Origin of the sequence: Mesorhizobium erdmanii USDA 3471 (assembly GCF_000472705.1) — a bacterium.
Lineage (GTDB): Bacteria > Pseudomonadota > Alphaproteobacteria > Rhizobiales > Rhizobiaceae > Mesorhizobium > Mesorhizobium erdmanii.
In genome coordinates this window covers 136900-162185 of the sequence record NZ_KI421454.1, presented here as the reverse complement: position 1 = coordinate 162185, position 25286 = coordinate 136900, and the positions used below count along the sequence as shown (strand labels likewise).

The 25286-nt window shown below is 61.5% G+C and carries 17 protein-coding genes and 3 pseudogenes; 14 read left to right on the top strand and 6 right to left on the bottom strand.

The annotated features are described in order from the left end of the window. Positions 1-22: 22 nt before the first annotated feature. Positions 23-178: a GNAT family protein gene (locus A3AU_RS1000000140605; protein WP_272481108.1), complete on the bottom strand. Its 156-nt coding sequence runs from the start codon at positions 176-178 to the stop codon at positions 23-25. Positions 179-221: 43 nt separating this feature from the next. On the opposite strand from A3AU_RS1000000140605, the gene A3AU_RS0131170 reads away from it, so the two are divergent. Together A3AU_RS0131170 and A3AU_RS1000000138495 are read left to right on the top strand one after the other, a co-directional pair. Then, complete coding sequence (locus A3AU_RS0131170; protein ID WP_027056367.1) at positions 222-1127, top strand: LysR family transcriptional regulator; 906 nt, start codon at positions 222-224, stop codon at positions 1125-1127. A 110-nt stretch (positions 1128-1237) separates the two neighbouring features. Next, positions 1238-1353 (top strand): annotated as a pseudogene (locus A3AU_RS1000000138495) (nitrogen fixation protein NifQ); the annotation flags it as partial. Between the two features lie 621 nt (positions 1354-1974). Here A3AU_RS1000000138495 and A3AU_RS0131160 read toward each other — a convergent pair. Both A3AU_RS0131160 and A3AU_RS1000000138490 read right to left on the bottom strand, forming a co-directional pair. Next, on the bottom strand, positions 1975-3201 hold the full coding sequence (locus A3AU_RS0131160; RefSeq protein WP_027056366.1) for an MFS transporter: 1227 nt from the start codon (positions 3199-3201) through the stop codon (positions 1975-1977). A gap of 56 nt (positions 3202-3257) precedes the next feature. After that, a pseudogene (locus A3AU_RS1000000138490) lies at positions 3258-3833 on the bottom strand (RNA polymerase factor sigma-54). 1492 nt (positions 3834-5325) lie between these two features. On the opposite strand from A3AU_RS1000000138490, the gene A3AU_RS0131135 reads away from it, so the two are divergent. From A3AU_RS0131135 to scpB, 7 genes are all read left to right on the top strand, one after another. Further along, a complete protein-coding gene (locus A3AU_RS0131135; protein WP_006328923.1) occupies positions 5326-5649 on the top strand; it encodes a DUF736 domain-containing protein in 324 nt (107 codons plus the stop codon). Between the two features lie 163 nt (positions 5650-5812). Next, complete coding sequence (locus A3AU_RS0131130) at positions 5813-6082, top strand: helix-turn-helix transcriptional regulator (RefSeq protein ID WP_027056364.1); 270 nt, start codon at positions 5813-5815, stop codon at positions 6080-6082. After that, on the top strand, positions 6079-6627 hold the full coding sequence (locus A3AU_RS0131125; protein ID WP_027056363.1) for a S26 family signal peptidase: 549 nt from the start codon (positions 6079-6081) through the stop codon (positions 6625-6627). Before A3AU_RS0131130 ends, A3AU_RS0131125 begins: the two co-directional genes overlap by 4 nt. After that, complete coding sequence (locus A3AU_RS0131120) at positions 6615-7298, top strand: lytic transglycosylase domain-containing protein (RefSeq protein ID WP_027056362.1); 684 nt, start codon at positions 6615-6617, stop codon at positions 7296-7298. The genes A3AU_RS0131125 and A3AU_RS0131120 overlap by 13 nt, the downstream gene beginning before the upstream one ends. Before the next feature lie 190 nt (positions 7299-7488). Next, positions 7489-9459 carry a relaxase/mobilization nuclease RlxS gene (rlxS, locus tag A3AU_RS0131115; protein ID WP_027056361.1) on the top strand — a complete coding sequence of 657 codons (1971 nt, stop codon included), beginning with the start codon at positions 7489-7491 and terminating at the stop codon, positions 9457-9459. Between the two features lie 251 nt (positions 9460-9710). After that, positions 9711-10691: a DUF1403 family protein gene (locus tag A3AU_RS0131110; RefSeq protein WP_051355536.1), complete on the top strand. Its 981-nt coding sequence runs from the start codon at positions 9711-9713 to the stop codon at positions 10689-10691. A 5-nt stretch (positions 10692-10696) separates the two neighbouring features. Beyond that, the gene (scpB, locus tag A3AU_RS01000000136445; RefSeq protein ID WP_032918479.1) at positions 10697-11392 is read left to right on the top strand and encodes an SMC-Scp complex subunit ScpB; all 696 of its coding nucleotides are present in this window, start codon (positions 10697-10699) and stop codon (positions 11390-11392) included. 152 nt (positions 11393-11544) lie between these two features. Here scpB and A3AU_RS0131100 read toward each other — a convergent pair whose 3' ends face one another. After that, positions 11545-12516: a hypothetical protein gene (locus A3AU_RS0131100; RefSeq protein ID WP_027056359.1), complete on the bottom strand. Its 972-nt coding sequence runs from the start codon at positions 12514-12516 to the stop codon at positions 11545-11547. A gap of 177 nt (positions 12517-12693) precedes the next feature. On the opposite strand from A3AU_RS0131100, the gene A3AU_RS0131095 reads away from it, so the two are divergent. The 5 genes and pseudogenes from A3AU_RS0131095 to A3AU_RS1000000140915 all read left to right on the top strand — a co-directional run bounded on the left by A3AU_RS0131095 (position 12694) and on the right by A3AU_RS1000000140915 (position 21337). Continuing rightward, a complete protein-coding gene (locus A3AU_RS0131095) occupies positions 12694-13284 on the top strand; it encodes a helix-turn-helix domain-containing protein (protein WP_027056358.1) in 591 nt (196 codons plus the stop codon). Continuing rightward, a complete protein-coding gene (locus tag A3AU_RS0131090; RefSeq protein ID WP_027056357.1) occupies positions 13277-14506 on the top strand; it encodes a type II toxin-antitoxin system HipA family toxin in 1230 nt (409 codons plus the stop codon). The genes A3AU_RS0131095 and A3AU_RS0131090 overlap by 8 nt, the downstream gene beginning before the upstream one ends. Positions 14507-15442: 936 nt before the next feature. Continuing rightward, a complete protein-coding gene (locus A3AU_RS0131080; RefSeq protein WP_027056355.1) occupies positions 15443-18049 on the top strand; it encodes a PD-(D/E)XK nuclease family protein in 2607 nt (868 codons plus the stop codon). Beyond that, a pseudogene (locus A3AU_RS1000000137065) lies at positions 18046-20502 on the top strand (UvrD-helicase domain-containing protein); the annotation flags it as partial. The gene A3AU_RS0131080 and the pseudogene A3AU_RS1000000137065, both read left to right, overlap by 4 nt. A gap of 481 nt (positions 20503-20983) precedes the next feature. Beyond that, a complete protein-coding gene (locus A3AU_RS1000000140915) occupies positions 20984-21337 on the top strand; it encodes a PD-(D/E)XK nuclease family protein (protein ID WP_335337269.1) in 354 nt (117 codons plus the stop codon). Between the two features lie 81 nt (positions 21338-21418). On the opposite strand, the gene A3AU_RS0131070 is transcribed toward A3AU_RS1000000140915, so the two are convergent. After that, positions 21419-23335: an ATP-dependent helicase gene (locus A3AU_RS0131070; RefSeq protein WP_027056354.1), complete on the bottom strand. Its 1917-nt coding sequence runs from the start codon at positions 23333-23335 to the stop codon at positions 21419-21421. After that, positions 23332-25245, bottom strand: a complete 1914-nt coding sequence (locus A3AU_RS0131065; RefSeq protein ID WP_027056353.1) for an ATP-dependent nuclease — start codon at positions 25243-25245, stop codon at positions 23332-23334. The genes A3AU_RS0131070 and A3AU_RS0131065 overlap by 4 nt, the downstream gene beginning before the upstream one ends. Positions 25246-25286 lie beyond the last annotated feature (41 nt).

Genomic DNA, 25286 nt, shown 5'->3' with positions numbered 1-25286 from the left:
TCGCATCTGTAATCGACATGTTTCATAGCTCCGGACCTATCCGATCGACTGTTGTACCGGTCGGCCATTCGCTCATCGGCCGCGCTATCCCCATAACTACGACGAGCACGTCCTCCACGCGCGCGGGCGGCAGGTCGGGACACAACACCTCTGAGTGGGACCGTAAACGAGCGCCCATAATGGTCACGATGACAAACAACCACGTTACGGACAGATGAGGCATGCGTTTCAAAGGCCTTGATCTGAACCTTCTCGTCGTGCTCGACGCACTGCTGACCGCGCGCAACCTCACGGCGGCGGCAAGCAGCATCAACCTTAGTCAGCCGGCCATGAGCGCGGCCGTCGCCCGGCTGCGCAACTATTTCAACGATGAACTGTTTACGATGAGCGGCCGCGAACGTGTTCTAACCCCGCGTGCGGAAACACTCGCTCCCGCAGTTCGTGGCGCACTCTTGCACATCCAATGCTCGATTATTTCTTGGGATCCGTTTAATCCGGCTCAATCCGATCGCCGCTTCAGGATCATTCTTTCCGATTTCGCCACACTCGTGTTTTTTGAAAAGGTCGTGGAGCGGGTTGCACGCGAAGCACCCGCCGTCAGCTTCGAATTGCGGCCGCTCGACCACGACCCCGATGAGCTTCTCCGGCGCGGTGACGTCGATTTTCTGATTCTTCCGGAATTTTTCATGTCAAGCGCCCATCCAAGAGCGGCGCTGTTCGACGAGACATTCGTGTGCGTGGGCTGCCCCACGAACAAGGAGTTGCCACGGCAGCTTACATTCGAGAGATACGTATCGATGAAGCACATTGCGTTCAGGGTCGGCGGTGCCCAGATGCCCTCCATCGAGGAACAGTTTTTGCTTGAGCATGGTCTCAAGAGACGTGTCGAGATCGTCGTGCAGGCCTTTAGCATGATTCCGCCGATGGTCTCAGGCACAGCTCGTATAGCGACCATGCCCTTCCGGCTGGTTCAGCATTTCAAAAAAACCTTTCCCCTGCGGATCATCGAACTTCCGCGGCCACTACCCACGTTCACCGAGGCCGTCCAATGGCCCACCCTTCACAACAGTGATCCGGCAAGCATCTGGATGCGGCAGATAATGTTGCAGGAGGCATCCCGCATGTGAAGTCGCGGGCACTCCTGGTCTTAGTCTCGATTTACTCAGCGCCTCATACGGGTGCGAACCGGCGTGTAAAATTGGGTCTGACGCACATTCGATGATTTTGCATGACGCGTGCCACGTGTTTCCCCACGCTGGCAGCCGGCAACACCAAAAACGTGAAGTGGAAGAAGTACTTTTACCGCAAGCTGTGCGAGGCTGAAGGTTTTCGCCATGCGCCGCACCGAATTGCGGGGATCCTGAGCGTGAGATAACTCATCTCGTCGTCCTGCCGAATTCCGGTAAGCCGCCTTACCAAGGGCAGGCGGCGCTTGAGATTCCGCCGCTGGAAAGCCGCCGCGCGGGTCTGTCGACGTTCAATCGCGGCTGGATCACAGTTGGTGAATACAACTACGATATCGCCGAACGATCCTACTATTTCGGGCCGAATCAGAAGCCGCGGGGCATATTCGGCCCCGAGCTTCATGTAAGAGATCAGGCGCGCGATCCGCCCGATGCTCGCCGCAAGACAAAGCTGCATAGACCGCACGCTCTGACGGTTAGCAGCGGCCGTGTGGCCACGTAGCGTGTTCTCGCCTGTTGGAGGATCTTTCAAAATTCAGGTGGTTATACCTACACTGCAGCGACATTGTCGCCGTGCCAGAGCGGTCGACGGCGAGGCGGTCCGGTTCGGCACTCTCTTAGTTTCTCTCGTCGGCACCATCATTCGAAACGCCCCCGCCGGTCGAAATCGACCGGACAACAGCGTCCGATCACCCGGAGACGAGGCCTGCAACCGCCAAAAATCGTGCGTAGGATCGCACAGCGCGGCTGATGATTGCATCTTTCCCGCGCTGCACTGATGGCCTCTCTGTCAGGTGGTCTGAGGTTCGCGCTTCGGGCCGAGCAAGAACACTGTCAGGGCGGCGAGGAACGAGGCAACGGCGCTGTACGCAAGGGCACTGGCGACGCCGGCATTGTCCATCAGCAGTCCGCCGAAAATCGCGCCCGCTGCGATGGCCACCTGGAACGTTGCGGCCATCAGCCCACCGGCGCTTTCGGCCTGTTCGGGAGCGGCGTGCAGCACCATCCATGTCTGCAGTCCCACCGGCACCGCGCCGAAGGCAAAGCCCCATACGGTAACCGCAATCGCCGTGGCCCAAGCCGATGCTCCCAGCGTCAGCAGCGAGACAGTGGCCATCGCTATGAGCAGGGGCGGCAGCGCCGCGGCTGCCTTGAGGCTGTGCTCGGCCAGGAATGCGCCGGCCAAATTGCCGAAGAAGCCGCCGATGCCAAAGGCGAGCAACACGAGCGAGATCGTCTCGATATCAAGCGCGGGAAACTTCTCAAGGAAGGCGCGGATATAGGTGAAGCTGGCGAAATGCCCGGAAGCGACCAACAGGACGACCAAGATCGCGACTTTGATCATCGGATTCTTGGCCACATCCAGCAGACTGCGGAAGCTCGTCACTCCAATCGGAGGCAGCCTCGGAATGGTTATGAGTTGCACTACCAGCGTAACGGCGCCGACGACTGCAGCGATCATGAAGGCGGTTCGCCATCCCCAGATGTCGCCGACATAGGCGCCGATTGGAGCCGCGCAAACGGTAGCGCCGGTAACGCCGGTGAGGATGATCGACATGGCGCGCCGCAGGAGGTGACTTGGAACGAGCCGCATCGCCAGCGCTGCCGAAATCGACCAGAACCCTCCGAGCGCTATGCCGAGCACGACGCGGGCGGCCAGGAGAACCGGCAGCGACCCCGCGACGGCCGATAGAACGTTCGACAGGATCAGCAGCAGCGTCATCGCCCATATGACAATCCTGCGGTCCAGGGGCCTTGTGATGACGGCCATCGTCGGCGCCGAGATCGCCCCCACGATGGCGGTCGTTGTCAGCGCCTGTCCAACTGCACCCTCGGTGATAGAGAGATCATGTGCGAGCGGCGTCAGCACGGAGGCAGGCAGAAACTCTGCCGTCACAAGCCCGAAGGTGCCTAAGGCAAGCGAAATGACTGCACCCCATGCGGGACCAGACCGTTGATCTGGCTGTTCTGGGTCATGCAGAACTCCGTCCATGAAGCCCGTAGCGGATTCGGTCATCAACAGGGTCTCCAGTTTGGATGTGCTGTAAACTCGGGTGGCTGCGTTGACCCGCATTAACGCCAGAAGCGCCATTCCCTGCGGCATTGCACGGACGAGGGGATGTTCATCGCTTCGCGATTTTTTGTGACGGTGCGGCGTGCAAATCGATCGCCCTTTCCTTGGGCCGGACGACGATGTCGTCGTCGGAAAGCACGTCATCTTGCGATTCGTCGGCGATTGTCGCCATGATCCGATGGCGGACAGCTTCGGGGGGACCGCGCGTCGCCACCTTGGGAGGACGCGCTCGCGACGGTGAAAAAATACTTCAGTTCGAACACTTCGCGGGGGGTCTGCATGTATGTGTTCGACGTCACCCGGCTTACCGTCGCCTGATGCACGTTGATCGCGTCGGCGACAGTCCTGAGACCGAGAGGCCGCACTTGGTCGACGCCGTGTTCCAAAAAGGCATCCTCCTGCCGGAGGCGGGTAAGCGACAATTGGGCGAGCGCCACGGCTCCGTCAGTCTCGAACCAGCCATCGCAAATCAGATACCGGAGCAGGGACGTCTGGAGGGGACGTTCGGCGCAAACGTGCACGGTCTCCTTGGGCGCTGGTATGGAACTTCGCGTTTTTGCCAGGGTTCTGTTCATCGCTTTCGACGTGCTTTGATGGGCTCTAACGGATAACAGCAAGCGCTATGCCATTTCATTTGGGGGCACCGAATCGGACTATCTTTTGCCGAAGCCCTGTCGGCTTGAGCAGGGCGCCGTGCCTTGACCGAGACGGCGCGCGCCGCACAATCGCTTGGTCACCCGGACCGCAAAGGTGCTATACTGTCGGAGTAGTCAGAACTTCCGCACCGGCTAGGGAAGACGAAAACCGTTCCGGACGGGCCGAGCCGATGCATTGCCGCACGCCGGCATCGACCGCGTAAGGCTTTGTCTCTAGCGTGTAATTGCGTGCGCAGGCTGCGATCTCCGAAGACGCGGCCGTCGCGCCTACGATCGCGCTGTTGCTGCTCCCCCTGTCGAGGAAGGCCTTTGACACCTTCGAGCTCTTCAGCACGGCGCGCCGGTCTCCACGCCGTGAGGATCGAGTCCGGCTGGGCGTCACGGCGTTTGCATGATTGAGATTCCTTGATTTGCCCCCTCGTGCGCGCCTATCCGAAAACATTGTTGTGTCCCGAAGGCTGACAAGAATGTCGCAAGCGCGACCAAAAGATCGCCACGGCCCACAGGGGCAATTGCGACCAGTGGCCTTCTTCGGAAATCGGGGGAGCAATACCCTTTCCTCGTCGACTTCGGACGCGGCTCAGCCGTGCCCGCCGCGCCGCTAGGAACGACCTAACCTTGGCGGATGGCGGCTGGCCGATCACCCGGGTATGTCCGCGTCGATAAAAGAAAAGCGTCTGGTCTCAGCCAGGCGGACCTCGCGAAGGCCATCGGTATCAATGTGGTCGAATTCCTCGATCACGCCGAGACGATCGGTTTCGCTCCAATGGAACCTGCTGGCGCGGATTCGACCAAGTTCCCAACCGAAAACACACGAAACGCGGCGGCTTCCGACCGCCGATCAATGGGCCAAGGCCCGGTCGCTGTTACCCTCGAATGAGTCCGCCATGCCGAGGCGGCTCGTCGATAGCCGCGGGTTGGCGCCTCTCCGGGGCGCGTTGGCTGCACGTTCCGCCCCTTGGACCCCCTTCCGGCAACAACATCCGGCCGCCAAAGCTCGCCCTTGTCAGTGCTCGATTACCACGCCGAGATGCCTGCTGGGGCTCCCGGTGCACGGGCACATTTATCGATTCGGCACGGTGTTGAGCGCGCGGAACCCGCCGCACGCGTTCCGATCGCTTGTTGTGCTCACCCGATCACGCGACCTGTCCCCACACGTCTTGAGGACCATTCCCCTGCGGCTGGCTCATTGACCTATGGGCGGTTCCAGCCCGCCCGAAACCCTCGCCACCAGCTTTTTTCCCCGCCGCATGACGCGGCTTCCTCGCGCGCGCTTCGCTTCAAAAAAGCTGCCCGCTCGGGTCCTTCGCTGCCGCTGCGGCCCTGCCGGGTTCGGGCGGTCCGGACGCGCCCATCACGGTCCGCCATCGCAGGGGAATGGTCCCCGGCGACAGCAAAAGGAGACAGGAAAATGACCGCGATCGGTTACGTCAACAAGCAGGAAAACGGCAGCTACAAAGGCCAGCTCAGGACACTCAGCGTCCGCGCCGACATCGACATCGTGCCCAATCGGAGCAAGTCCGCCGACAACCATCCCGACTTCCGGGTGCTGACGCAGGGCGTGGAGGTCGGCGCCGGCTGGATCCGAACCGGGGAGACTTCCGGCAACGACTATGTGAGCTTGTCCATCGCCGCACCGGAGTTCGGTCCGCGCAAGCTCTACGCCAATCTCGGCCGCGCCGCCGGCCAAGACGATCAAGACACCTACGCCGTCATCTGGAACCCGGCCGACTGACCGGCCGGCTCAAGCCCTCGCGCCGCAACTCGGCGCGGGGGTTTCCCGCCGACGCTCGCCCGAAGGGGCGGCGAAAACTCCCACCCGACTCTTCGCCCGTCCCCACGACGACCTCGTTCGCCGATCCTCGCGGTCGCTTGTCCGAAGCGAAACGAGGACCATCATGGACGACGAAAACGACCGCGCGGCCCGCGCCAAGAAGGGCAGTCCGTTTCTGAACACCGCGCAGGCTGCCTTCTATATCGGCCTGTCCCAGCGCACCCTGGAAAAGATGCGGCTGACCGGCGGCGGCCCGAAATACCGCAAGCACGGCCGCTATGTCCGCTACCACATCGACGAACTCGACGACTGGTCGAAAGGCCGCCCGCCAGAACCTGGCTCCGACGATGACAAGGGCGGTTCCTGCTCAGCCGACGAGGGAGACCGCTCATGAGCCGGCGGCCTTCCATCCATCTGATCGGCAGCCGTTTGCGGCGCGTTCGGGCGCGCAAGGCAATCGCCATCGCCGCGATTGGCCTGAGCCTGACAGGCTTCACGGCGCTCCCAAAGCCGTCTCCCTTGCTGGTCTGGAACGCCTCGGCTAGCGCGCCGGTCGGTCTCTATCGCGTTGGGTCTGGCACGCCTGCGCGCGGCGATCTTGTGCTCGCCCGCCCGCCTGGCTTCGTTGCCTATCTCGCCGACCAACGCGGCTATCTGCCTCGCAATATACCGCTGGTGAAGCGTCTCGCCGCGCTGCCGGACGAGCATGTCTGCGCCTTTAGTAATGCCATCATCATCGGCGGCGAGATCGTCGCCCGTCGGCTCAAAATCGACACGCAAGGCCGTCCGCTGCCCTGGTGGAACGGCTGCCGAGCGCTCGCCCATGACGAGGTTTTCCTGCTCGGCAACGAGAAAAATCACTCCTTCGACAGTCGATATTTCGGGCCGGTGCCGGCCGAAAACATCATCGGGAGGCTGGTGCCGCTATGGACCGAATGACCCTCCTGATGCTCGGCATGATCGCCGTCGCGCCATGCGCCTGTTCCGCCTCGACCGGCGCTGAGCCAGCCGTCATCTCCCAAAGTCCGCAGCTGCAACGATGGCAGCACTTCGTATCGGAAGCAAGCGCACGCTTCCACATTCCCCAGGCCTGGATTTGCGCCGTCATCGATGCCGAAAGCCGCGGCAAGACCGTCCTCGATGGCCGTCCCATCACCTCCCGCGCCGGCGCCATGGGCCTCATGCAGGTGATGCCCGGCACCTATCAGGAGATGCGCGTCGAGCACGGTCTGGGAGCCGACCCGCACGATCCGCGCGACAACATCTTGGCCGGAACCGCCTATCTCAGCGCCATGTATAAGCGTTTCGGATTCCCCGGCCTGTTTGCCGCCTACAACGCTGGACCCGAGCGCTATCAAGGCCATTTGAAGCTTCGAAGGCCGCTGCCGAAAGAGACCGTTGCCTATCTGAAACAGCTTGAGGCGACGGGGATTTCGGCGGCCGACATGAACCAATTCAAAGGCCAATCCACAACTTCAAAGGGGCGGAACGCTCCCTCCGGACGCTCTTTGTTCTTCCTTCGCGACGGTGTTCGCGCCGGTGAAACGAATGGCGGCCTTTTCGTGCCGCTCGGCAGGGATCGCGCGCGGCCAAGGAAGCACAATGGCTAGCGTTGTTGAGGGCATCCGGGAGGGGCCGGGGACGCTTAAGGCGAGGGGCGCGTAAGGCAAGATAAAGGCACCGCCTCCATGAGGCGGCGAGGCCTTTGTCTGCACATCGTTTTTGCCGGAGGCTGCCGGCGGCGCCAGGAGGGTGGGCCAGCGAGACTCAGGTTTCGCTTGAATTTGCCCGGAGGCTGGTATGCAGGACGATGAGTTCAGGCCGAAGCTCGGCAAGATCGGCTCGCGCGGCTCGAATGCAGGCAAGCGCTATGCCGGCCAGGTCAAGGCAGCGATCAACCGAGCCGGCGGCCGCCTCCAGCACGGCGGTCGCTTCACGGGGAGCCGGACAGGCCGCGGCGGGGCGGCGGCCGCGCTGCTCAAGTCACGCGACCGGTATGCCGCCTTCCGGCAGCGGCGGGTGATGGTCAAGGCGCGGATTGTGAAGCTGGCCGGCAAGGGTGCGGACGGGGCGCGTGCGCATCTGCGCTACATCCAGCGCGATGGCGTCACCAGGGAAGGCGAACCCGGCAAACTCTATGGCCCCGGCAGTGATCGCATCGACAGTAAGGCCTTCGTCGATCGCGCGGATAGCGACCGGCATCAATTCCGCTTTATCGTCGCACCGGAAGACGGCATTGAGTATGACGACCTCAAGCCGCTGACGCGGCGGCTCATGGCGCAGATGGAGGAGGATCTCGGCACCAGGCTCGACTGGGTTGCCGTCGACCATTTCAACACCGGCCATCCGCACACCCATATCATTGTCCGCGGCAAGGATGATCGCGGCGAAAACCTCGTCATCGCGCGGGAGTATATTTCGAGCGGCATCCGCGAACGGGCGGCCGAACTGGTGAGCCTCGACCTCGGTCCCCGCACCGACCGCGAGATTGAACAGCGCTTGCGCCAGGAAATGGAGCAGGAACGCTTCACCAGCATCGACCGGCAGCTGCTGCGCATGCGCGATGAGGACCGACTTGTTTCTACGGACGGCCGCGACGCCTTTCGCCAGACGCTGCATCAAGGCCGTCTGCGCAAGCTCGAGCGGATGGGCTTAGCCGAGGAGGTCGACCCGGTCCGCTGGCGCCTGGATGATGAGCTGGAAGCCACGCTGCGCCGCACCGGCGAACGCGGCGACATCATCAAGACCATGCACCGCGAACTGACTGGCAAGGGGCTCGCTCGCAGTGCCGCCGATTACCTTGTCCACGATCGACGTGAAGAGCCCTCCCCACCGGTCGTCGGCCGCCTCGTCGCGCGCGGGCTCGCCGACGAAATCAACGATCGGCATTACCTCATCGTCGACGGCGTTGACGGCAAAAGCCATTGGATAGACATCGGCAAAGGCGAGTTGACAGAACCGACGCCCGACGGCTGCATCGTGCGTGTCACGTCGAGGGATACCAAGCCCAGGCAAGTCGACCGTACAATCGCCGACATCGCTACCGCACACGGCGGCCGTTACAGCGTCGATATGCACCTCAAGCATGATGCGTTCGCCACCGAAAGCTTTGCCGAGACGCATATCCGCCGGCTGGAGGCGATCCGGCGCTCCACCGGCGGCGTGGAGCGCGAGCCGAATGGCACCTGGATCATCGCGCCGGATCATCTCGATCGTGTCGCGGAATACGAGCGCCTGCGGGCCAGGGTCGAGCCTGTGATAGTCGAGAAGCTCTCATCAATGCCGCTGGAACGCCAAGTCAGCTTCGAAGGCGCCACCTGGCTCGACCGGAACCTGGTTGCCGAGAGACCGGAGCCGTTGCGCAACTCAGGCTTCGGGCATGAGGTGCGGGAGGCGCATGCCCGTCGGCGGCAGTGGCTGATCGCGCAAGGCCTCGCGCACGAAGAACAGGACCGGGTCGTCTATCGTGCCAACATGATTTCGATCCTGCGCCAGCGCGAGCTGAACCGTGTCGCCGGCCAGCTGTCGGATCAGCTCGGTCTCTCGTATGCCGAAGCGCAGCCTGGAGAACGAATAGAAGGCACGCTGCGCCGATCGGTCGAGCTTGCCAGCGGCAAATATGCCGTGATCGATAAGTCGCGCGAGTTCACGCTCGTGCCATGGAGGCCGGTGCTTGATCGGTACATCGGAAAGGAGGTGTCCGGGATCATGCGCGGGGAGGGGGTTTCATGGACCATCGGGCGGCAGAGGAGCGGGCCGAGTGTTTCGTGACATGGCTGCACGGAATCTTCGTCCGCGCAGCAGAAAGCGCGCTCCATCGAGAGCTGCATGGTTAGCCGGCTTACTTAGAGGTATGGATATCGTGACGATTTAAACGGCTGATAATGCAAGATTATCATTCGTTTGGTGTGCGCGACAGGCGCGGCGGTTATGTACAAATCGGGTTGCTAAAAGCGCCGCCAGGATTCATCCTGTCGCGGATAATTCTTCGACCCAAACTGTCCCTGCGCTACCACGGTACGCTGACTGGTGAAGCCAGCGTCGCTGCATCGAAAGCCGCCGTGCCTGCTTGGTTGCGTCGGGCGGTTCCCGATGCGCAAAGCCTTGCGGGAAAAAATGTTGAGGAGGTGGCGCTCATCGCAGGCGCCACCATCGGCGCACTCGATGCGGTGGTGCGGCGGCAGGAGCGGTGGGCCGGCGCCTGGCGGCAGCGGCTGGCGCTTTCAGCGGCCGCGGCAACGGCAAAGCAGGCGGGTCGCATCGAGGACGAAGCGGCCTTGCGCGATGCCGTATTGCTTACAAGACCGGGCGACAATGTCGGTCCCGCCGGCCTTTTCCTTCTTGCTTGGCGGCGGCTGGCATCTCGGCCAGCGGACGATCTGCTGACGGAAAAAAATGTCGCGGCGGTGCGGGAAGATCTAGGTCTTACGCTCAACGATGAGGCGGTCAGCGATCTGGCGGACGATCTGCGACGGCTTGCCGCCAACACCGGCACAGTCGAAACGCTGGTCGGGGCCTTCGCGGCCGCGGAGCGTTACGGCTTCCGGCGCGTTCTCGGAGCCTGGCTTGCCGATGTGTTGCTCGCGCAGCGGCTAGGCTGGACGCATGCAATCCCTTTGTTGGGCGCCGAAGCGACCTTAGTTGTGGGTACGGGCCGGGCGCGTCGGCCAGGGACTGCCGCTCTGGCTGCCGGCGCCGAAACGGAAGCCGATTGGGCTAAAAGTCTGCTGGCCGCACAGGCGCGCGCTGCGCTACGCGCCGTTGATCTTTTCGCCGAACTTGAGCGCGGCGCGGATCGGCTGCTTGCGGTTGCGCCGAAACTCAGGGCCAAGGCGGCGGACGTCGTCGTGGAAAGGCTGCTCTCTGACGACGCGATCGTCGCTTCGGAACAAATCGCCGGCATGAGCGATCGCGGCCTGCGCCGCCTGTTCGACCGGCTGGTCGAGCTCGGTGCCGTGCGTGAATTGTCCGGCCGCGCCACCTTCCGCATCTACGGGCTGTGAAGACAATGGCGGAGAGTGCACGTAGGCGAGGAGGGAGCCAGCCAGATGACCGTCGATCAGCTGACCAGCTGTTTGACCGGGAACTGGATCATCTGCCGCCGGAAGCGCGTTGGCGTGAATGGATGCACCGAGTCGAAGCAACGATCTTCGCCGCTAGTGAGCCGGTCGACCGCGAAATGCTCGCCCGGATCGTCGGGAAAAGCTGCAGCATTGATCTTCTCATCGACGACATCCGCGAGGAGCTGCGCGGCCGCCCTTACGATCTGGTTTCGGTCGCCGGCGGCTGGAAACATTTGACCCGGCCTGCCTATGCAGACGCCATCCGCGCTGCTGTAGGTGAAAGTGGGAAGACGGCCGACCTTACGCAGTCGGAGGTTTTGGTGCTGATGTGCATCGGCTACTTCCAGCCGATCACCCGCGCCGAACTGTCGTCTTTCTTCGGCAAGGAGATCAGTCGCGATTTTATTGGTCATCTGCGCGGTGCCGGCCTGATCGCTTCCGGTCCGCGCAGCCCAACGCCGGGCGCGCCCTACACCTATGTGACGACGAAAGAATTCCTGCTGGAGTTCGGGCTCGACACGCTGCGCGACCTGCCGGATTTCGAGGCGCTCGAGGATGCAGGACTGCTTTCGAAAGAAAAACAGCTGGCGGGTGAACTCGCAACAGTGGCCAACGAAGCCGTTGGCGACGAGAACGGCTAGCGTGTAGTCGGTCACCCTGGTTAGAATTTTGGCATCGGAAGGCTTTTGACAAGACCCCGATTTTCCCGCTTGATCGCGCCAATGGCTGACATCCGACCATCAGCAAAACGTGCGTCGGCGGCAGGTGGCGGAACCTCGCCGGGTACCATCCTCTAGCCAGCAGGCATCGCGCTAATGACCATCGCGCGCAGGAACGGCTCGGGATCGACCTCGTACTCAGCCATGAACGCCTCTGCCGACCGGTGCCCGTCCGCAAACTCGGCAATGACGTCCTCGACGACCGAATTGTGATAGGCGGCCAGCCACTCAAACTTGTCCCGTACGCGACCAGTCGTCGCGGCCAGCTTTCTGCGGACAAGTTCCGCGTGGTTTTCGAGGAAAAGGAAATAGCTGGCCGGGTCATCAAACTCTGACTCGCTTGCCCCAAGGTAGTTAATGAAGCGTGTGCCATCCCTGTCAAGACGCAGCAGGCGGTCCACATAGCGCAGCTCCTCCTCAAGGCCGTGGTCCTGTTTGCGAAGCCGCGCATCCTCGAGAAAGCTCTGATAAGCGGCTTGGTCCACGACGATGCGGGGATGGATCGCCTCATGTGTCTCAATTTCATAAGCCCGGACCATGGCAGGACCGAAAACCGGCCCCTTGCCGTTTAGTCCTACATGAGCATCGCCGACGGCGACCCCAGCGCGGATCACCACCCCGTGTCCAATGCACTCAACCTGCACATGAAGCAGATCGAGCAATTCGTGAAAGAAGGCGCCGTCATTGAACTGCGTATCGAAGACCCGGACCCGCACGACGGCGTCCGAAACGGAGTCGGCGAATGCTTGGCTGAGCAACCGTGCGTCCTTCATTCGGCGGATTGGGAGTGCTTCGACCGGCGCGGTGAACTTCCGCAGTTGCAGCAACAGATCGCGAATGTCGTGGGCATGACGCGTTTCGAGGAGGTTGCGGAAACCCAGCACATCGATGAAGCTGACGATGCAAGGTTCGTAACCTTCGCCTGGCACGCGTGCAGCGACCTCCGCAGCCTGCCGTTCACGAGCCCTCTTCTTACGGGCGATAGATCGCTCAACCGAACGCAAGGCTTCGGCGACGGTCTCAAATCCCTTTGCCTTTTTTGGCATCCGTTAAGCCTCCCTCGCTCATCTATGCATAGCGTAATTCGACAATCCGAACGATGCAGTATCCTGTATCGGAACGCGGGTAAGATTAGTATTCAATATCATTGTTGACGGAGACCGCGCGACGATCTAGATATAACATTCTGATCGTCGCCGTCGTTTTGATCTGGATTCTACATCATGGCATACCAGAGCGAAAGCCTGATTGCACAAGCACGCGAGATCCGCGAGGCCTCCGGCGTTAGTCAGCGCGCGCTCAGTGAACGGGCCGGGCTGACGCAGAGCCACATCTCCCAAATTGAGGGCGGCAGGTTGGAACCGGGGCTGTCGAGCTTCATCGACATGACCCGCGCGCTCGATTTGGAGCTCATGCTCGTGCCGAAGAAGCTCGTGCCCGCCGTGTTGGGCCTGGTGAAGGCCCAGGCAACGCCGGACATGCATATCCACGCCGGTCAGCCAAACGACAAGCGCTTCGCCCGCGCGGAGCGCTTGGTCAAGAAAATGAAGCACCTTTACGGGAGCTCGGCCGATCTCGATCGTATCGACGATACACTTCGTTTTCTGCGGCGGGTGAACCTAAGCGATCAGGAGATGCAGCTGGTGCGCGAACTGATCGCCCGCCTCGAGCGCTATCAAGCGAGCGAGCAGGCAGCACCCATCGTGCGTGACATCGCGCAGAACCTGCAGCGACTACGCAACTCAATCGCCCATGCCGCTCCGTCGGAGCCGCGATCCGCCTATTCGCTGGACGGTGGAGATGCCGATGCCTGACGTCTCGGTTCTCGACGTGCGGCTTTACGACCAGCCGATTGGCACGCTAACCCATTTGCAGGGCGATCGGACGATCTTTGCCTTCAACGAAGATTACGTCGAGAACCCGGATCGACCGACCCTCAGCCTGTCGTTCAAGGACGACCTTGGGGGCCTCATCACCAAAATTCGCCCAACACAGCGTGTCGTTCCGCCCTTCTTCTCGAACCTGTTGCCGGAGGGCGGTCTGCGCCGCTATCTCGCCGAGCGGGCCGGGGTCAATCAGCAGCGCGAATTCTTCCTACTCTGGGTGCTGGGGCTCGACCTGCCCGGCGCACTCTCGATCCATGCGGCGGCCGGCGACGCCCTTCCACCTGGTGCTGACGAGGACTTGCCGGAAAACGCCAAACCCAATGCGCTGCGCTTTTCGCTCGCAGGGGTTCAACTCAAGTTCTCCGCGTTCGAGAACGCGGGGAAGGGTGGGGGCTTGACCATTCCCGCAGAGGGCGTCGGCGGCTCGTGGATCGTGAAGCTCCCGTCCCAGCAGTTCACCGGCGTTCCGGAGAACGAGTTTTCGATGATGACGATCGCTGGCATGATCGGCATGGAGGTGCCGATCATCAACCTCATCGACCTCGATGCGATCTCCGGCATTCCCGAAGGCATTGGCGAGCTGAAGGGCCAGGCGCTTGCTGTCAGCCGCTTCGACCGAGCCGGCGACGGCCCCATCCACACCGAGGATTTCGCGCAGGTGTTCGGGGTCTTCCCGGACGACAAGTACAAGCGAGCAAGTTACGCCAACATCGCGCGCGTCATCGGCACCGAGGCCGGAGATGCCGGCGCGGCCGAGTTCATTCGTCGCCTCGTATTTAGTGCTCTGATCGGCAATGGCGACATGCACCTCAAGAACTGGTCGCTGATCTATCCCGACCGGCGTACTGCCGCGCTATCGCCTGCCTACGATCTGGTGTCGACCATCCCCTATATCGAGGGCGAGGACACGGCCGCACTCAATTTTTCTAGGACCAAGAAGATGGCCGAGTTCGATGCCGATGAGCTTCGTCATCTGGCGGCCAAGGCACTTTTGCCCGAAAAGCTCGTCATCGACACCGCCACGGAAACCGTTCGGCGTTTCCGCCAGGTCTGGCACGCCGAGAAGGGGCATCTTCCTCTCGCCGTCAGTGTCGCGAAGGCGATCGACGCACACGCCCCGACCGTGCCGCTTTACAACGAACTTGCATGACGGAAGTCCCGATCACGATCACGCATCACCGACTATCGTCCGATCAACACAGAGGGCACGCCATGTCGCCTCGGGAACCATCGCTTGAGTTTGTATGCCCCCGATGCGGAGCGACGATCGCCGAAACCATTGAAGAGGTTCCGAGCTACGATGTCCTAGCGGACCGCGAATCCGACGCGCAGGGCTACGCCGAACAGACGGTAGCCTGCCCCGGATGCGACCAGCAATTCGATGTCGGTATCCGGAATACTGGGGCCTGCCTCGTGGCAAACTTGATGAATGAAAATATCCATGTGAGCGTGATCGATGAACCGGTCAACACTCCCGAGGACCCATGGGAGGTGGAAGCGTATCAGCGCGAGAACCTACCGAGCGACCCGGCACAGATCTTCAAATTTGCGACCTACGACATCGGTCATATCGCCGCCGAGATGGAGGGGCGGGGCCTCATTGNCGNGCTGAACCGCATGCTGCTCGTCCAGTACTTTTCCGCCATCGAAGCATACCTCAGCGATCGTCTCATCAGACTGGTGCTCGACGATCCGCAGGCAATGTCAGCTTTGGTGAAGGGCAACAAGGAGTGGGTTGCGGACAAGATCGAAGTCGTTGAACTCGCCTCCAATCCGAACGCCATTCGCGATTGGGTGCACATGCGGCTGCGCGAACTGATGTACCATAACTTCGTGAAGATCGATCACTACTACCGGAGCGCCCTCGGCTCGACCATTTTTCCAGATGAGGCGACCAAGAAAACGCTTATGGAGTTCGTGCCGGTGCGGCACGATTGCGTCCATCGGTACGGCCGTGATCACGACGGTCAGGAACGATCCATAAGCAAGCCCGATCTTGAGAGGCTGAGCGAAGCCCTCGAAGGCTTGGTCATTCATATCGAGGCCGAATTCGCTCGGCGGGCAGAGGCTGGCTGAGGCGGGCATCATGTCTATTCACTCTGTGGTTGTCGACGGACCGCTGGCGTTGCGGATGCAACGGCTCGATGCCGCTCGTAAAGGAGCCACCGGGCGCCAGATACTGACCCTTCCGCTTCTTGGCGCACGCCTCGCAGGCGGCTTTATCGCGCCGGCATCGCAGGAAATCTTGTACCCCGTAATAAGGCAGGCTCTCGACGCTGGCGGATACGAAGACATCGGCAAGGTTTCCGGCTTGCCCGGAATGCCATCGGCTGTGCTCTCCGCGCTCCGGAGCTGGTGGGACGCCGATGTCCCAAAGGGCATACCGGACAATCTCCGCCTTCAGGACTTCACCTTGCTGGAACGACGGGTTCGAGAAGCGTTGCCACGAGGAGTTCTGGCAACGCCTGACCTCGTCAAGGCGGCGCTTACGCGCCTGCATCTCGCGCCACGATTGGTTGGTCCGGTCACCATTCACGAGGTTGCCGATGTAAGGCCCGTTTGGCGCCAGCTCATTGTGCAGCTCTGCAACGTTGTTCCAGTCAAATGGGTGGCGTCGTCCCATAGTCGACGGAGCTGGTTTCCGGGAAGGACGGAAACCGTCCCCGCGACAAGCAGTCTCCTCGTCGCAGCCGATGTCTGCGCCGATCCGCGGAGTGAAGTGCGCGAAGCGCTCCGCTGGGCCCGCGCCCGGATAGTCGAGGACGGCATCGCTCCAGAAGAGATCGCCATCACGGCGGCCGCGCCGACGCGCTGGGATGACACTTTCTTGGTGCTCGCGCGTGAGGCCGGGCTCCCATTGCATTTCACCCACGGCATTCCGGCTCTGGCGACCCGCGAGGGCCAGACTTGCGCGGCGCTCGCCGACATCTTGTTGAGGGGTCTGTCCCAGGAGCGGGTCCGCCTGCTGTTGGCCCGTGTCCCTCCAGCGCGTGAGAGCATTCCCCTCGATTGGGCCAAGGGTCTGAGGCGGAGCGCCGCGCTAACGAGTCCCCAGCTGTGGCAACACGCCCTTGAGCGGGCGCGCGCCGAGCGGACCGACGGCGATGTTGCCGAGCGGACATTGCAGCCGGTTCTCGAACTCCTCGCTGGAGGGATTTCCGAGGCGGACAGGGCGGGACGCCGATTGTTGCGTGGGCCGTCGCTGACCTTATGGCAGGACGCCTTGCGCATGGCGCCGCCACAGGCGATCGAATTGTCGCTGCAGGCGCTCCGTTTCGATGACGGGCACGAACCCGGCAACACCATCGTCTGGGGGCCTGCCCGCCATCTGGCGGGCGCACCGCGGAAGCACGTTCGCCTTCTCGGCCTCGAAGCGAATGCCTGGCCACGGCGGGCGATCGAAGACCCGCTTCTTCCCGAGCATCTTCTCGAGGACATTCACCTCCCGTCGGCGGATATCGCCGACGACGATCGAATGATGCACGACATCATCGTCAACCAATCCGCCGACTACACCCTGTCGCGCGGACATAGGAGCGCAACAGGTGCGCTGCAGGCGGCGAGCACGCTATGGCGTCGCGACCAAGAAAGAATTGTTGGTCGGAGCGCCATCCCTCGGCATGCATTCAGTAAGAGCGATCGCCTCTATGCGAGGCCGGCCGATGCGGGCAAGCAACCGCAGGTTCGGTCCAGCCGCGCTTGCTGGCGCGCCTGGCTGGACAGCGACAGTCATACAGCCCATGATGGGCTGGTTCGGCCTGACCACCCATTGATTCTCGACGCGCTCGCCCAGGTGCAATCGACGACGTCGCTTCACCGGCTTCTCTGTAATCCGCTCGGATTTGTCTGGGAATACGCGCTTCATTGGCGTGAACCGAACCTCGACCCCCAACCGTTCGCGCTCGACCATCGCTCATTCGGTGAGCTCGTTCACGCCCTCATTGCGGGAGTGCTGCGCAACGGAGCGCCCCGCAACATCGATGACATCGAGATCGCGCTTGCGGATGAGGCCAGGCGACTGGACGATGCCTGGCCAATCGCAAGAGCCGTCCCACCAGGTCTCCTCTGGCGCCATACCATGTCAATGGCTCGCGAACGCGCATCGCGTGGCCTGAGAGACGCCTTGGGTGAACCGCGCGGTGAGAGCTGGACCGAACTCGCCTTCGGCGAGGCCACTGATGGGCCTCATCCTTGGACCACGCCCTTGCCGGTCGCAGTCGGGACAACCGGTGTGGCGTTTCGCGGCCGGATCGATCGGCTCGACGAAGACGGGTCCAGGGGCTCGGCGATCATAACCGACTACAAGGCGGGAGCGGCACCGGAGCGCAAGAAAACCGTCATCTTCGATCGAGGGACGGAGCTCCAACGCGTTTTCTATGCCCTGGCCGCCAGATCGTTGCTGCCAGATGTTCGAAACATCGAGTCGCGGTTGACCTATCTCCGGCATGAGCCTGCCCGCACATTGAGCTTGGCCCATGATGAACTGGTGACTGCAATCGAGCAGGCCATTTCATTCACTGCGGCTGGTGTCAAACTTCAGCGGATCGGTCAGATTGCGCCGGGTCCCCAGCCGGAGTTCTTCGATTCCATCTCGATCGCTCTTCCGTCGGACCTGGAAGCTTACCGCCGTATCAAGCAACGGCCGTTCGCACAGGTGAACAGCCCGCTTGCTAAGCTTTGGAGCAGTCCGTGACCCTGCCTGACCTTGACGCTCGCAGGCGCGCCCTGACCGATTTCACCTCCAACATACTGGTCGAGGCCGCGGCCGGCACCGGGAAGACGTCCTTGATGGCGGCGCGTGTCGCGATGATGATAGCGAGCGGAATTGAGCCCTCCAAGATCGCCGCCATTACCTTTACCGAACCGGCAGCAAGCGAACTCGAAGCGCGGATTCGCTGGACAATCGGCGAGCTCCGCGCCGGCAAGGTCCCGCCGGCGCTTGCTAAAATAGTCACCCATCCGTTGGGTGCTGACGAGCTTGCCCATCTCGAGACCGCGGCGCCCCGTCTCGATGAGATTACCGCCACGACAATCCACGGATTCTGCCAAGGCATCCTTCGCTCCCACGGGTTGGCCGCCGGTCTCGATCCCGGATCGCGGGTCGTCGACGAGACTATTGCCGAGGCGCTTTTCAATGAAGTTCTTTCCGAATGGCTGAGGGGCAAGCTGGCGGACGGTGCAGACGAAAATGGAGCGATCGCTATCCTGGCCAAGGACGATCCGCTTGGTGTGGTCGAGCGCGTTCGCGAACTTGCCACGCTGCGACGTGACCATCGTACCGCGACTGTGCCTTCACCGGATCTTTCATCCAGGCCAGACCGGACGTTTACCGAAGCCGTCGCAGCGTTTTCCCGCTGGCACGCGGCAGGGCCTGTCGAAACGGGCACAGCGGACCTGATCGATGACTTGGCGCGGCTTGCCGCATTCTATGACGAAGCTCTGGCCAAGACCGAGTTCTCGGCCCTCAGGCGCTTGACCCAGCCGCCACGCATCGGTGCGATGCGCCCGAAGTCCATCGACCTGCAGCCTTACGAGAGAAAGACCGCTTGGAAGGACGCCCTTGGTGCGGTCGAGGGCGAGCGTCGGGCCGGCGAGGCCGCCGAGCAGTTCGAGCAGGTGAGCGCGGCATACCGCCTGTTGATCGGCTCGATCGCGCAGGCGCTCGTACACGAGCTGGCCGCGCTCTTGAGCGAAGTCGTTGACGCATATGACCGACGCAAACGCGATGCAGCGGTCCTGGATTTCGACGACCTGTTGAGGCAGGCGCGCATTCTCGTCTGCGAGCATCCAGAAATCCGTTATTGGCTCGCCGGCCGCTATCCGCATCTTCTCGTCGACGAGTTTCAGGACACCGATCCGCTGCAGGCTGAAATCGTCTTCTGCATCGCCGCCACCACGCGCCCCAGGCGATGGGACGAGACGCAGCTTCGCCCCGGCGCGTTGTTCCTGGTCGGCGATCCGAAGCAGGCAATCTATCGCTTTCGCGGCGCCGACATCGAGGCCTACGCCCTCGCAAAGTCGATCATCGCGAAATCGGCCAATGGCTGCTTGCTTGCCGTCACTGCAAACTTCCGGTCACGCTCGGAAGTAATCGAGCACGTCAATCAGGTGTTCCAGGACGTGCTGGCAAAGCCGGGACAACCGGGCTTCGTACCCTTGACCGCGACCGTGAACCCGTCCCCGCTGCCATTCCCTGCGGCTGCCAAGCTCACGGTTGACGTTCCACGCGACGCTCGCGCCGAGGAGCAGCGCGAGGCGGAGGCGGCGGCGGTGGCGGGGCTGTGTGCCCGCTTGATCGGGGCACTCACGATAACCGAGGCGAACGGCACCGAGCGGCGTCTGCGCGCCGGTGACATAGCCTTGCTGGCGCCGACTCATACCGATCTCTGGCGGTACGAGCGCGCTCTTGAAAGAGAAGGAATCACGGTGGCCTCCCAGGCTGGGAACGCGCTGTTCCGCCGACAGGAGTTGCAGGACCTTCTCGCCCTGGTTCGAACCTTGGCCGATCCCTTGGACACGCTGGCATTCGGCGGCCTTATGCGTGGTCCGCTTGTGGGGCTGACTGACGAAGAGCTACTCGACATCACTGCGGCCCTCCAGCCCGATGCCGATGCGCGGCGGCGATTCCAACTTCGGACATCGGCGCACGAGGTGGTCCATCCCCTTGCACGCGATGTGCTCGTGAAGCTCCAGGGGCTGCACCGTCTCGCGGCGGAACTCACTCCCATGCAGTTGCTCGCCTATGCGATCGAGCGCCTGGACCTTCGGGTTGTGATGGCCGCCCGGCACGGCCAACGCAACGCCCGCGCACTGGCAAACCTCGATGCCATCGTCGAGCTTGCACGACCGTATGGAGTTGCGGGCCTGCGCGCATTTGCTCTCGATCTCCAGCGTGGGTGGGAACGCAAGCGCCGTCACCCCGAGGGTAGGGTGGATGTTTCCGGCGACTCGGTGGAAATCGTCACCATGCACAGTGCGAAGGGTCTAGAATGGCCGATCGTCATCACGGTGAACTCGTCCACCCGCTTCAAGGGTCAGGACCAGTTCGTCTATCGGCAGTCGGATGACACGATCCATTGGATCGTCGGAGGCATCGAGCCGCCAGAGCTTGCGGCCGCCCGCGAAGAAGAGGAGTTCCGCGAAGCCAGGCAGCGTGAGCGACTGTGGTATGTGGCGACCACACGTGCCCGCGACTTGCTGGTCATCCCCGACCTGCCAGGGGCATCCTCACGCTCCTGGTCGCGCGTGATGGATCTTGGTCAGAAGCGGTTGACCGAACTTCGAATTGACTCATTGCCGGCCCCTGTGGCCAGCCCTGCGCATACCGACACGAATGAACAGACAGAGGCGGTCTTCGCGGCTGAGGCCGAGCGGATCGAAGCGGCCTCAGGACCGATTATCTGGGATCGTCCAAGCGAGCGCGACGCGGACCGCAGCGCCGAGACGATGGACAGCTTCGTCCTGGATATAACGTCAGACGGCCAACGTATAATCGGGGCGGGGGCACTGCGTGGTAACGTCCTGCATAAGCTCATGGAAGAGCTTCTCAACGGTGAGCTGCGCTCGGTCGGGGAAGAAGTAACCCAACGTGCGTCCGAACTGCTGGGCCAACTGCAAACTCTCGTGGATGACGACGCCGAGGCGGGGCGGGCCGGATCCGGTCGAGGTGGCGACCACGGCACTGCGCACACTCGACCTGTCCGAGCTCACCCCCTTCGTTTCACGGCTGGTTCCCGAAATCCCACTCTGGGCCGCCAGCCCGCCACGCTTCCTTGCTGGCCGGGCGGATGCTGTCGTGATGGAGGGGGATCGAATCGTCCTGGTCGTCGACTGGAAATCAGATGTGAATCCGGACGCGACTGCGCAGAGCGCACACGCGGCACAGCTGCGCGACTACCTCGTGGTTACCGGCGCTGAGCGTGGCGCCGTCGTCTACATGTCCGCTGGGCACGTTTACTGGATCGAGCCCCGGTCGCCCTGATGACCAAGCCGGATGAGGAAAGGCGCGCGGGTAAAGCCAAGCGCCGTAAGGTAGTGGCTTAACGCGGGGACTAGCAGCGACTCATTTTGCCGCGTGACCAGGCAGCATCAATCCCATTTCGTTCAAAAACCTCGAAGGTCGTTTGCTCCAGCCTCGGTATGAATCAGCGTAAGAGAGACAAAGCCATTCGCGGGCGCGCGTAATCGCAACGAAGCAGTTCCTCCGCTCTTCTTCCATCTCCGGGCTGTTCTCACCTGCCTTCAAACTTTGGAAACTGGGAAGGATGTCCTCGGCGAGGCCAACCACATACACGTGATCGAATTCTTTGCCCTTGGCCCCATGAATGGTCATGAGGGTCACGGTATTGCTGCCAACCGGGGCCTCCTTAGAACGGATGGCCAGCTCCTGTAGGAACTGCTCCAGGGGGGCATCGCGACCGATTGCCTTTCCGATGTTTCGGGCCAGATCTGACCAAGCGGCGCGATCTTCGGCGATGTCGCTCGATCCGTCGACCTGTACTGGCATTTTTGCAAGAACAGCTTCGATGAAAGGCCGGAACCGCGTGGGTTCCTTTCCAAACTTCGAGGCTAGGTCTGCGAGTTCGGTGGCATCCAGGCTATCCGGCAAAGTGGCTTTCACCGCTATTGCCCACTCGTCAAGGAAGGAGCGTTCGGTTAGTTCGGAGGCGGTGATGATTAGATCAACTCGCGTGTCGGTGCTAAACCAGCGATTGAAGGAGCCTGTGAGGATTTCCAGTGCTCGCCGATCGAGCGGCCGAAGGGCTTGCCGCAATACTGCGGAAAGCCACAAGAATTGTGGTGATCGGAAATCGTCGCGGCGTTGGGAAATGACTGCGGTCACTTGCTTTTGGGTCAACGCGGCTTGCAGCCTTTCGAGCAGGGAGCGCGTTCTTGCCAAAACCGCTACTTCACCCCAGCGGCTTCTGTCGACTTTCGAAACGCCGTCTGCGATCGAAGCTGCCTCATCCTCGTCGGTAGAATAGCGCAGCACCCTGATGTGCTGCTCGTTGGGATAGCGAAGAAGCGTTTTGCCTGCCTCAAGCGGCCGTTTAGCGGCGGTTCGCTGGCGGTTGTGAACGACGAGGCGGTTGGCGGCCGCAACGATTGCTGGGGGGCACCTGTAGTTGGTGGGAAGCTGAAGCTCCTGCGGGGAAAAGTCGGCTCTGAACCGCTGTATCTGCTGGTAGCTCGCACCATTCCATTGGTAGATGATTTGGTCGTCGTCTGCGACGGCAAAGACATTTTTGAAATCAGTGCCGGCAAGCGCCCGGATCAGGCGGTATTGTCCGTCGGTCGTATCCTGGAACTCATCGAACATCCAGTAAGCGTACGTTTTGCGATAACGCGCGGCGATGCCAGGGAAGCTCGTAACCAAACGATGAACTTGAGCAATAAGAGAGCCGAAATCCAGAGCGTTGGCCTTAGTCAGTGCCGCCTCATAAGCCTTATAAAGCCGTTCTACGCGCGTGCCGTCTGAAGGGTCGCGAAAATATTGCGCAGAGCCTTCGGGCTGTACGAGCCGGGACTTGAGTTTGTCGATCGTCGAAAGAAGCCGGATATCGTCAGCGCTCAACCCTACCTGCTTAATCGCGTCCCGCAGGATTTCCTGACGGTCGACATCGAGGGAGTAGATCGCGAAATCGGGGCTTATGCCGATGTGTGAACCATGCTGCTGCAGCACCTGCATGCAGAAGGAATGAAAGGTCCCGATCAGTGCGCGACGTTCCTGTTCGGGCACCAGGGCTGTAACCCGTCCCGACATTTCGTCGGCCGCCTTGTTGGTGAAGGTCAAAGCAAGCACCCGGAACGAACGGTCGGGTGTGTCGGCAAGCAATTTGGCGACGCGGGTCGTCAGTACCCGTGTTTTGCCCGAGCCTGGACCGGCCAGAACAAACATTGGTCCGTCGCGCCAGTCGACTGCAACGGCCTGTGCTTCGGTCAGTTCGGATAGCGCGACGCTGAGGGCGGATTCGGTCATGTCAGGCCTCTCAGAGACAGGATTGCGTTACGGAACGGGGCCGGCATGCGCTGAGCCAATGCAGGGCTCTCGGCGCACTGTTTTGCAAGGACGGCAGCATAGCCGCTCTTGTCTCTCGTCAGCGTCGTAATTAGTGCGGCGTCATCAAGATTTGCCGCCGCAACATTGCCGAGCGAAACAAGGATCGCCTTTAGCTCCGCCTGCAGTCCGTCTGCGACGAGCTGCTGCTCAAGATAGCCTGCCGGGAGGGAAAACGAGCGCCTCGCCATTTCCTGCTGGGAGAAGCTTCGACCGGTGATCTTTGCAAGGTACCCCTGACCGGCGGCATCTCCATCCACCACGATCAGCCACGGATAATGCAGGGCGCGCGCAAGAACTGCGAAGATTTCTGGGTTGCCACAATTCTGGAAGTCGATGACGGCGACGCCGTTTTCGTCGAGGTCGTAGTCCAAACCTTTAGCTATGCCATGTACCAGATGGTAGTCGGACTGCCCCTCGACCAACAGCCAACGGCGGGCGAAAAAGATCTCCCCGCGTATGCGCCGGGCGAAGGTCTCAAGCTGATTGAGTTCTGTGTCAGAAACGAATTCTTTCGAGGCATCGAATACCTGGCGCAGTGAAGCGTGAAGGGCCTGCGTGTCAGGCCGCCCGCTATAAGCAACGAGGAGCTGTTGATACTGGTTTTGCGGCGGGGTCCCGGAAAGCACCAGTTCGTTGAGGCCGCGATCATAATTAACGAGGCCGCCCGATGTGGCGATGATTGCATCGAGCGCCGGAATATGTGGAACCGCAGCCCGAAACTGGCGGGGAAGAGAGCTTATGGTTGTGCCGTTTGCCCCGACCCGGATCACGCGAATGTCACGAAAAGGAACGTGCTGTAGAAAATATGGCGAGTGGGTGGTGACGATCTTTTGGCCGGGAAGCTCATTGATGTGGCGCCATAGGCTTCGGGCGGCCTGCGGATGAAGATGCGTTTCTGGCTCTTCGAGCGCTAGCACGGCAGAGCTTTCCGGCCGATACAGATCGCCAAGTATGAGTTCGACGAATGCCTTGAACAAGAACATGACCGAGAGGCTCTGAATCCCTTGTCCGTGCCGTGCCAAGGGCAGCCAGGGCTTGCCCCCCTCGGTTTGATAGATGACCTCGGCTCTGGACAGGATATCCCATGTATTCAAAGGCAGGAGGCGCAAGTCGGCCTGCCCGGGAACGTCAGCCGCGGCTACGCGACTGATATGCGACAAGCCGGTCGCGAGATTTGCGAGGAGTGGGTCGGCATCGAGAAGGCGCCTATTTAGCAAATCAAAAATGTGCTTCGATTTTTGCTCCAGATTTTCGGGAATCTGCACAGTCCTGAGAAGTTTGCCCCAGAATTGGCTTCGCGATGAGAATTCGTCTGCGACATCGCGAAGGGCTTCGAGATAGAAGACCGGAAGGAACTGGAAGAATTCCTGCAGGTTGACCGCCCGGGCACCGCGACCTGCGAGCGGATTTCTATCGACGTTCAGAAACTCCCATCGCGGAACGAAACTCTCCTCGGCTGCGTCCCAAGAGCAGCTGACCCGCATGATGATGGAGGCCCGGCCAGAGACGGGATCAAGCTGGATGATGTCTTCCAGTTCACCATGAAGGTCTTCCGGCCACTCGTTGGCGGCCTCTTCCTGAAGTTCCACCTCGATAATTACCGGATCGCCTACCTTGGGATCAGGCCTGCCGTCGGATAAGTGAACGTCGTACTCAGTAAACCCGGTGCCCTTTTGGCCCCATCGTCGAGTTAGGGAAATACGAAGGGCCTCCAGTATTGCTGATTTGCCGGCGTTGTTAGGTCCGACAAGCACGTTTACCGCCCCAAGCTCAATATCTGCTTGCTTAATGGAACGGAAGTTAGAGATTCGTATCCGCTTAATTAACACGTTCGCCGGTGCCCCCCTGCGGTTGGTTCATAGTAGCGGAG

Excerpts from the sequence above, each read along its gene's own strand:
- A3AU_RS1000000140605 (WP_272481108.1), bottom strand. The coding sequence starts at position 178 with ATGGGCGCTCGTTTACGGTCCCACTCAGAGGTGTTGTGTCCCGACCTG.
- A3AU_RS0131170 (WP_027056367.1), top strand. The coding sequence starts at position 222 with ATGCGTTTCAAAGGCCTTGATCTGAACCTTCTCGTCGTGCTCGACGCA.
- A3AU_RS0131160 (WP_027056366.1), bottom strand. The coding sequence starts at position 3,201 with ATGACCGAATCCGCTACGGGCTTCATGGACGGAGTTCTGCATGACCCA.
- A3AU_RS0131135 (WP_006328923.1), top strand. The coding sequence starts at position 5,326 with ATGACCGCGATCGGTTACGTCAACAAGCAGGAAAACGGCAGCTACAAA.
- A3AU_RS0131130 (WP_027056364.1), top strand. The coding sequence starts at position 5,813 with ATGGACGACGAAAACGACCGCGCGGCCCGCGCCAAGAAGGGCAGTCCG.
- A3AU_RS0131125 (WP_027056363.1), top strand. The coding sequence starts at position 6,079 with ATGAGCCGGCGGCCTTCCATCCATCTGATCGGCAGCCGTTTGCGGCGC.
- A3AU_RS0131120 (WP_027056362.1), top strand. The coding sequence starts at position 6,615 with ATGGACCGAATGACCCTCCTGATGCTCGGCATGATCGCCGTCGCGCCA.
- rlxS (WP_027056361.1), top strand. The coding sequence starts at position 7,489 with ATGCAGGACGATGAGTTCAGGCCGAAGCTCGGCAAGATCGGCTCGCGC.
- scpB (WP_032918479.1), top strand. The coding sequence starts at position 10,697 with ATGGCGGAGAGTGCACGTAGGCGAGGAGGGAGCCAGCCAGATGACCGT.
- A3AU_RS0131100 (WP_027056359.1), bottom strand. The coding sequence starts at position 12,516 with ATGCCAAAAAAGGCAAAGGGATTTGAGACCGTCGCCGAAGCCTTGCGT.
- A3AU_RS0131095 (WP_027056358.1), top strand. The coding sequence starts at position 12,694 with ATGGCATACCAGAGCGAAAGCCTGATTGCACAAGCACGCGAGATCCGC.
- A3AU_RS0131090 (WP_027056357.1), top strand. The coding sequence starts at position 13,277 with ATGCCTGACGTCTCGGTTCTCGACGTGCGGCTTTACGACCAGCCGATT.
- A3AU_RS0131080 (WP_027056355.1), top strand. The coding sequence starts at position 15,443 with ATGTCTATTCACTCTGTGGTTGTCGACGGACCGCTGGCGTTGCGGATG.
- A3AU_RS1000000140915 (WP_335337269.1), top strand. The coding sequence starts at position 20,984 with ATGACGACGCCGAGGCGGGGCGGGCCGGATCCGGTCGAGGTGGCGACC.
- A3AU_RS0131070 (WP_027056354.1), bottom strand. The coding sequence starts at position 23,335 with ATGACCGAATCCGCCCTCAGCGTCGCGCTATCCGAACTGACCGAAGCA.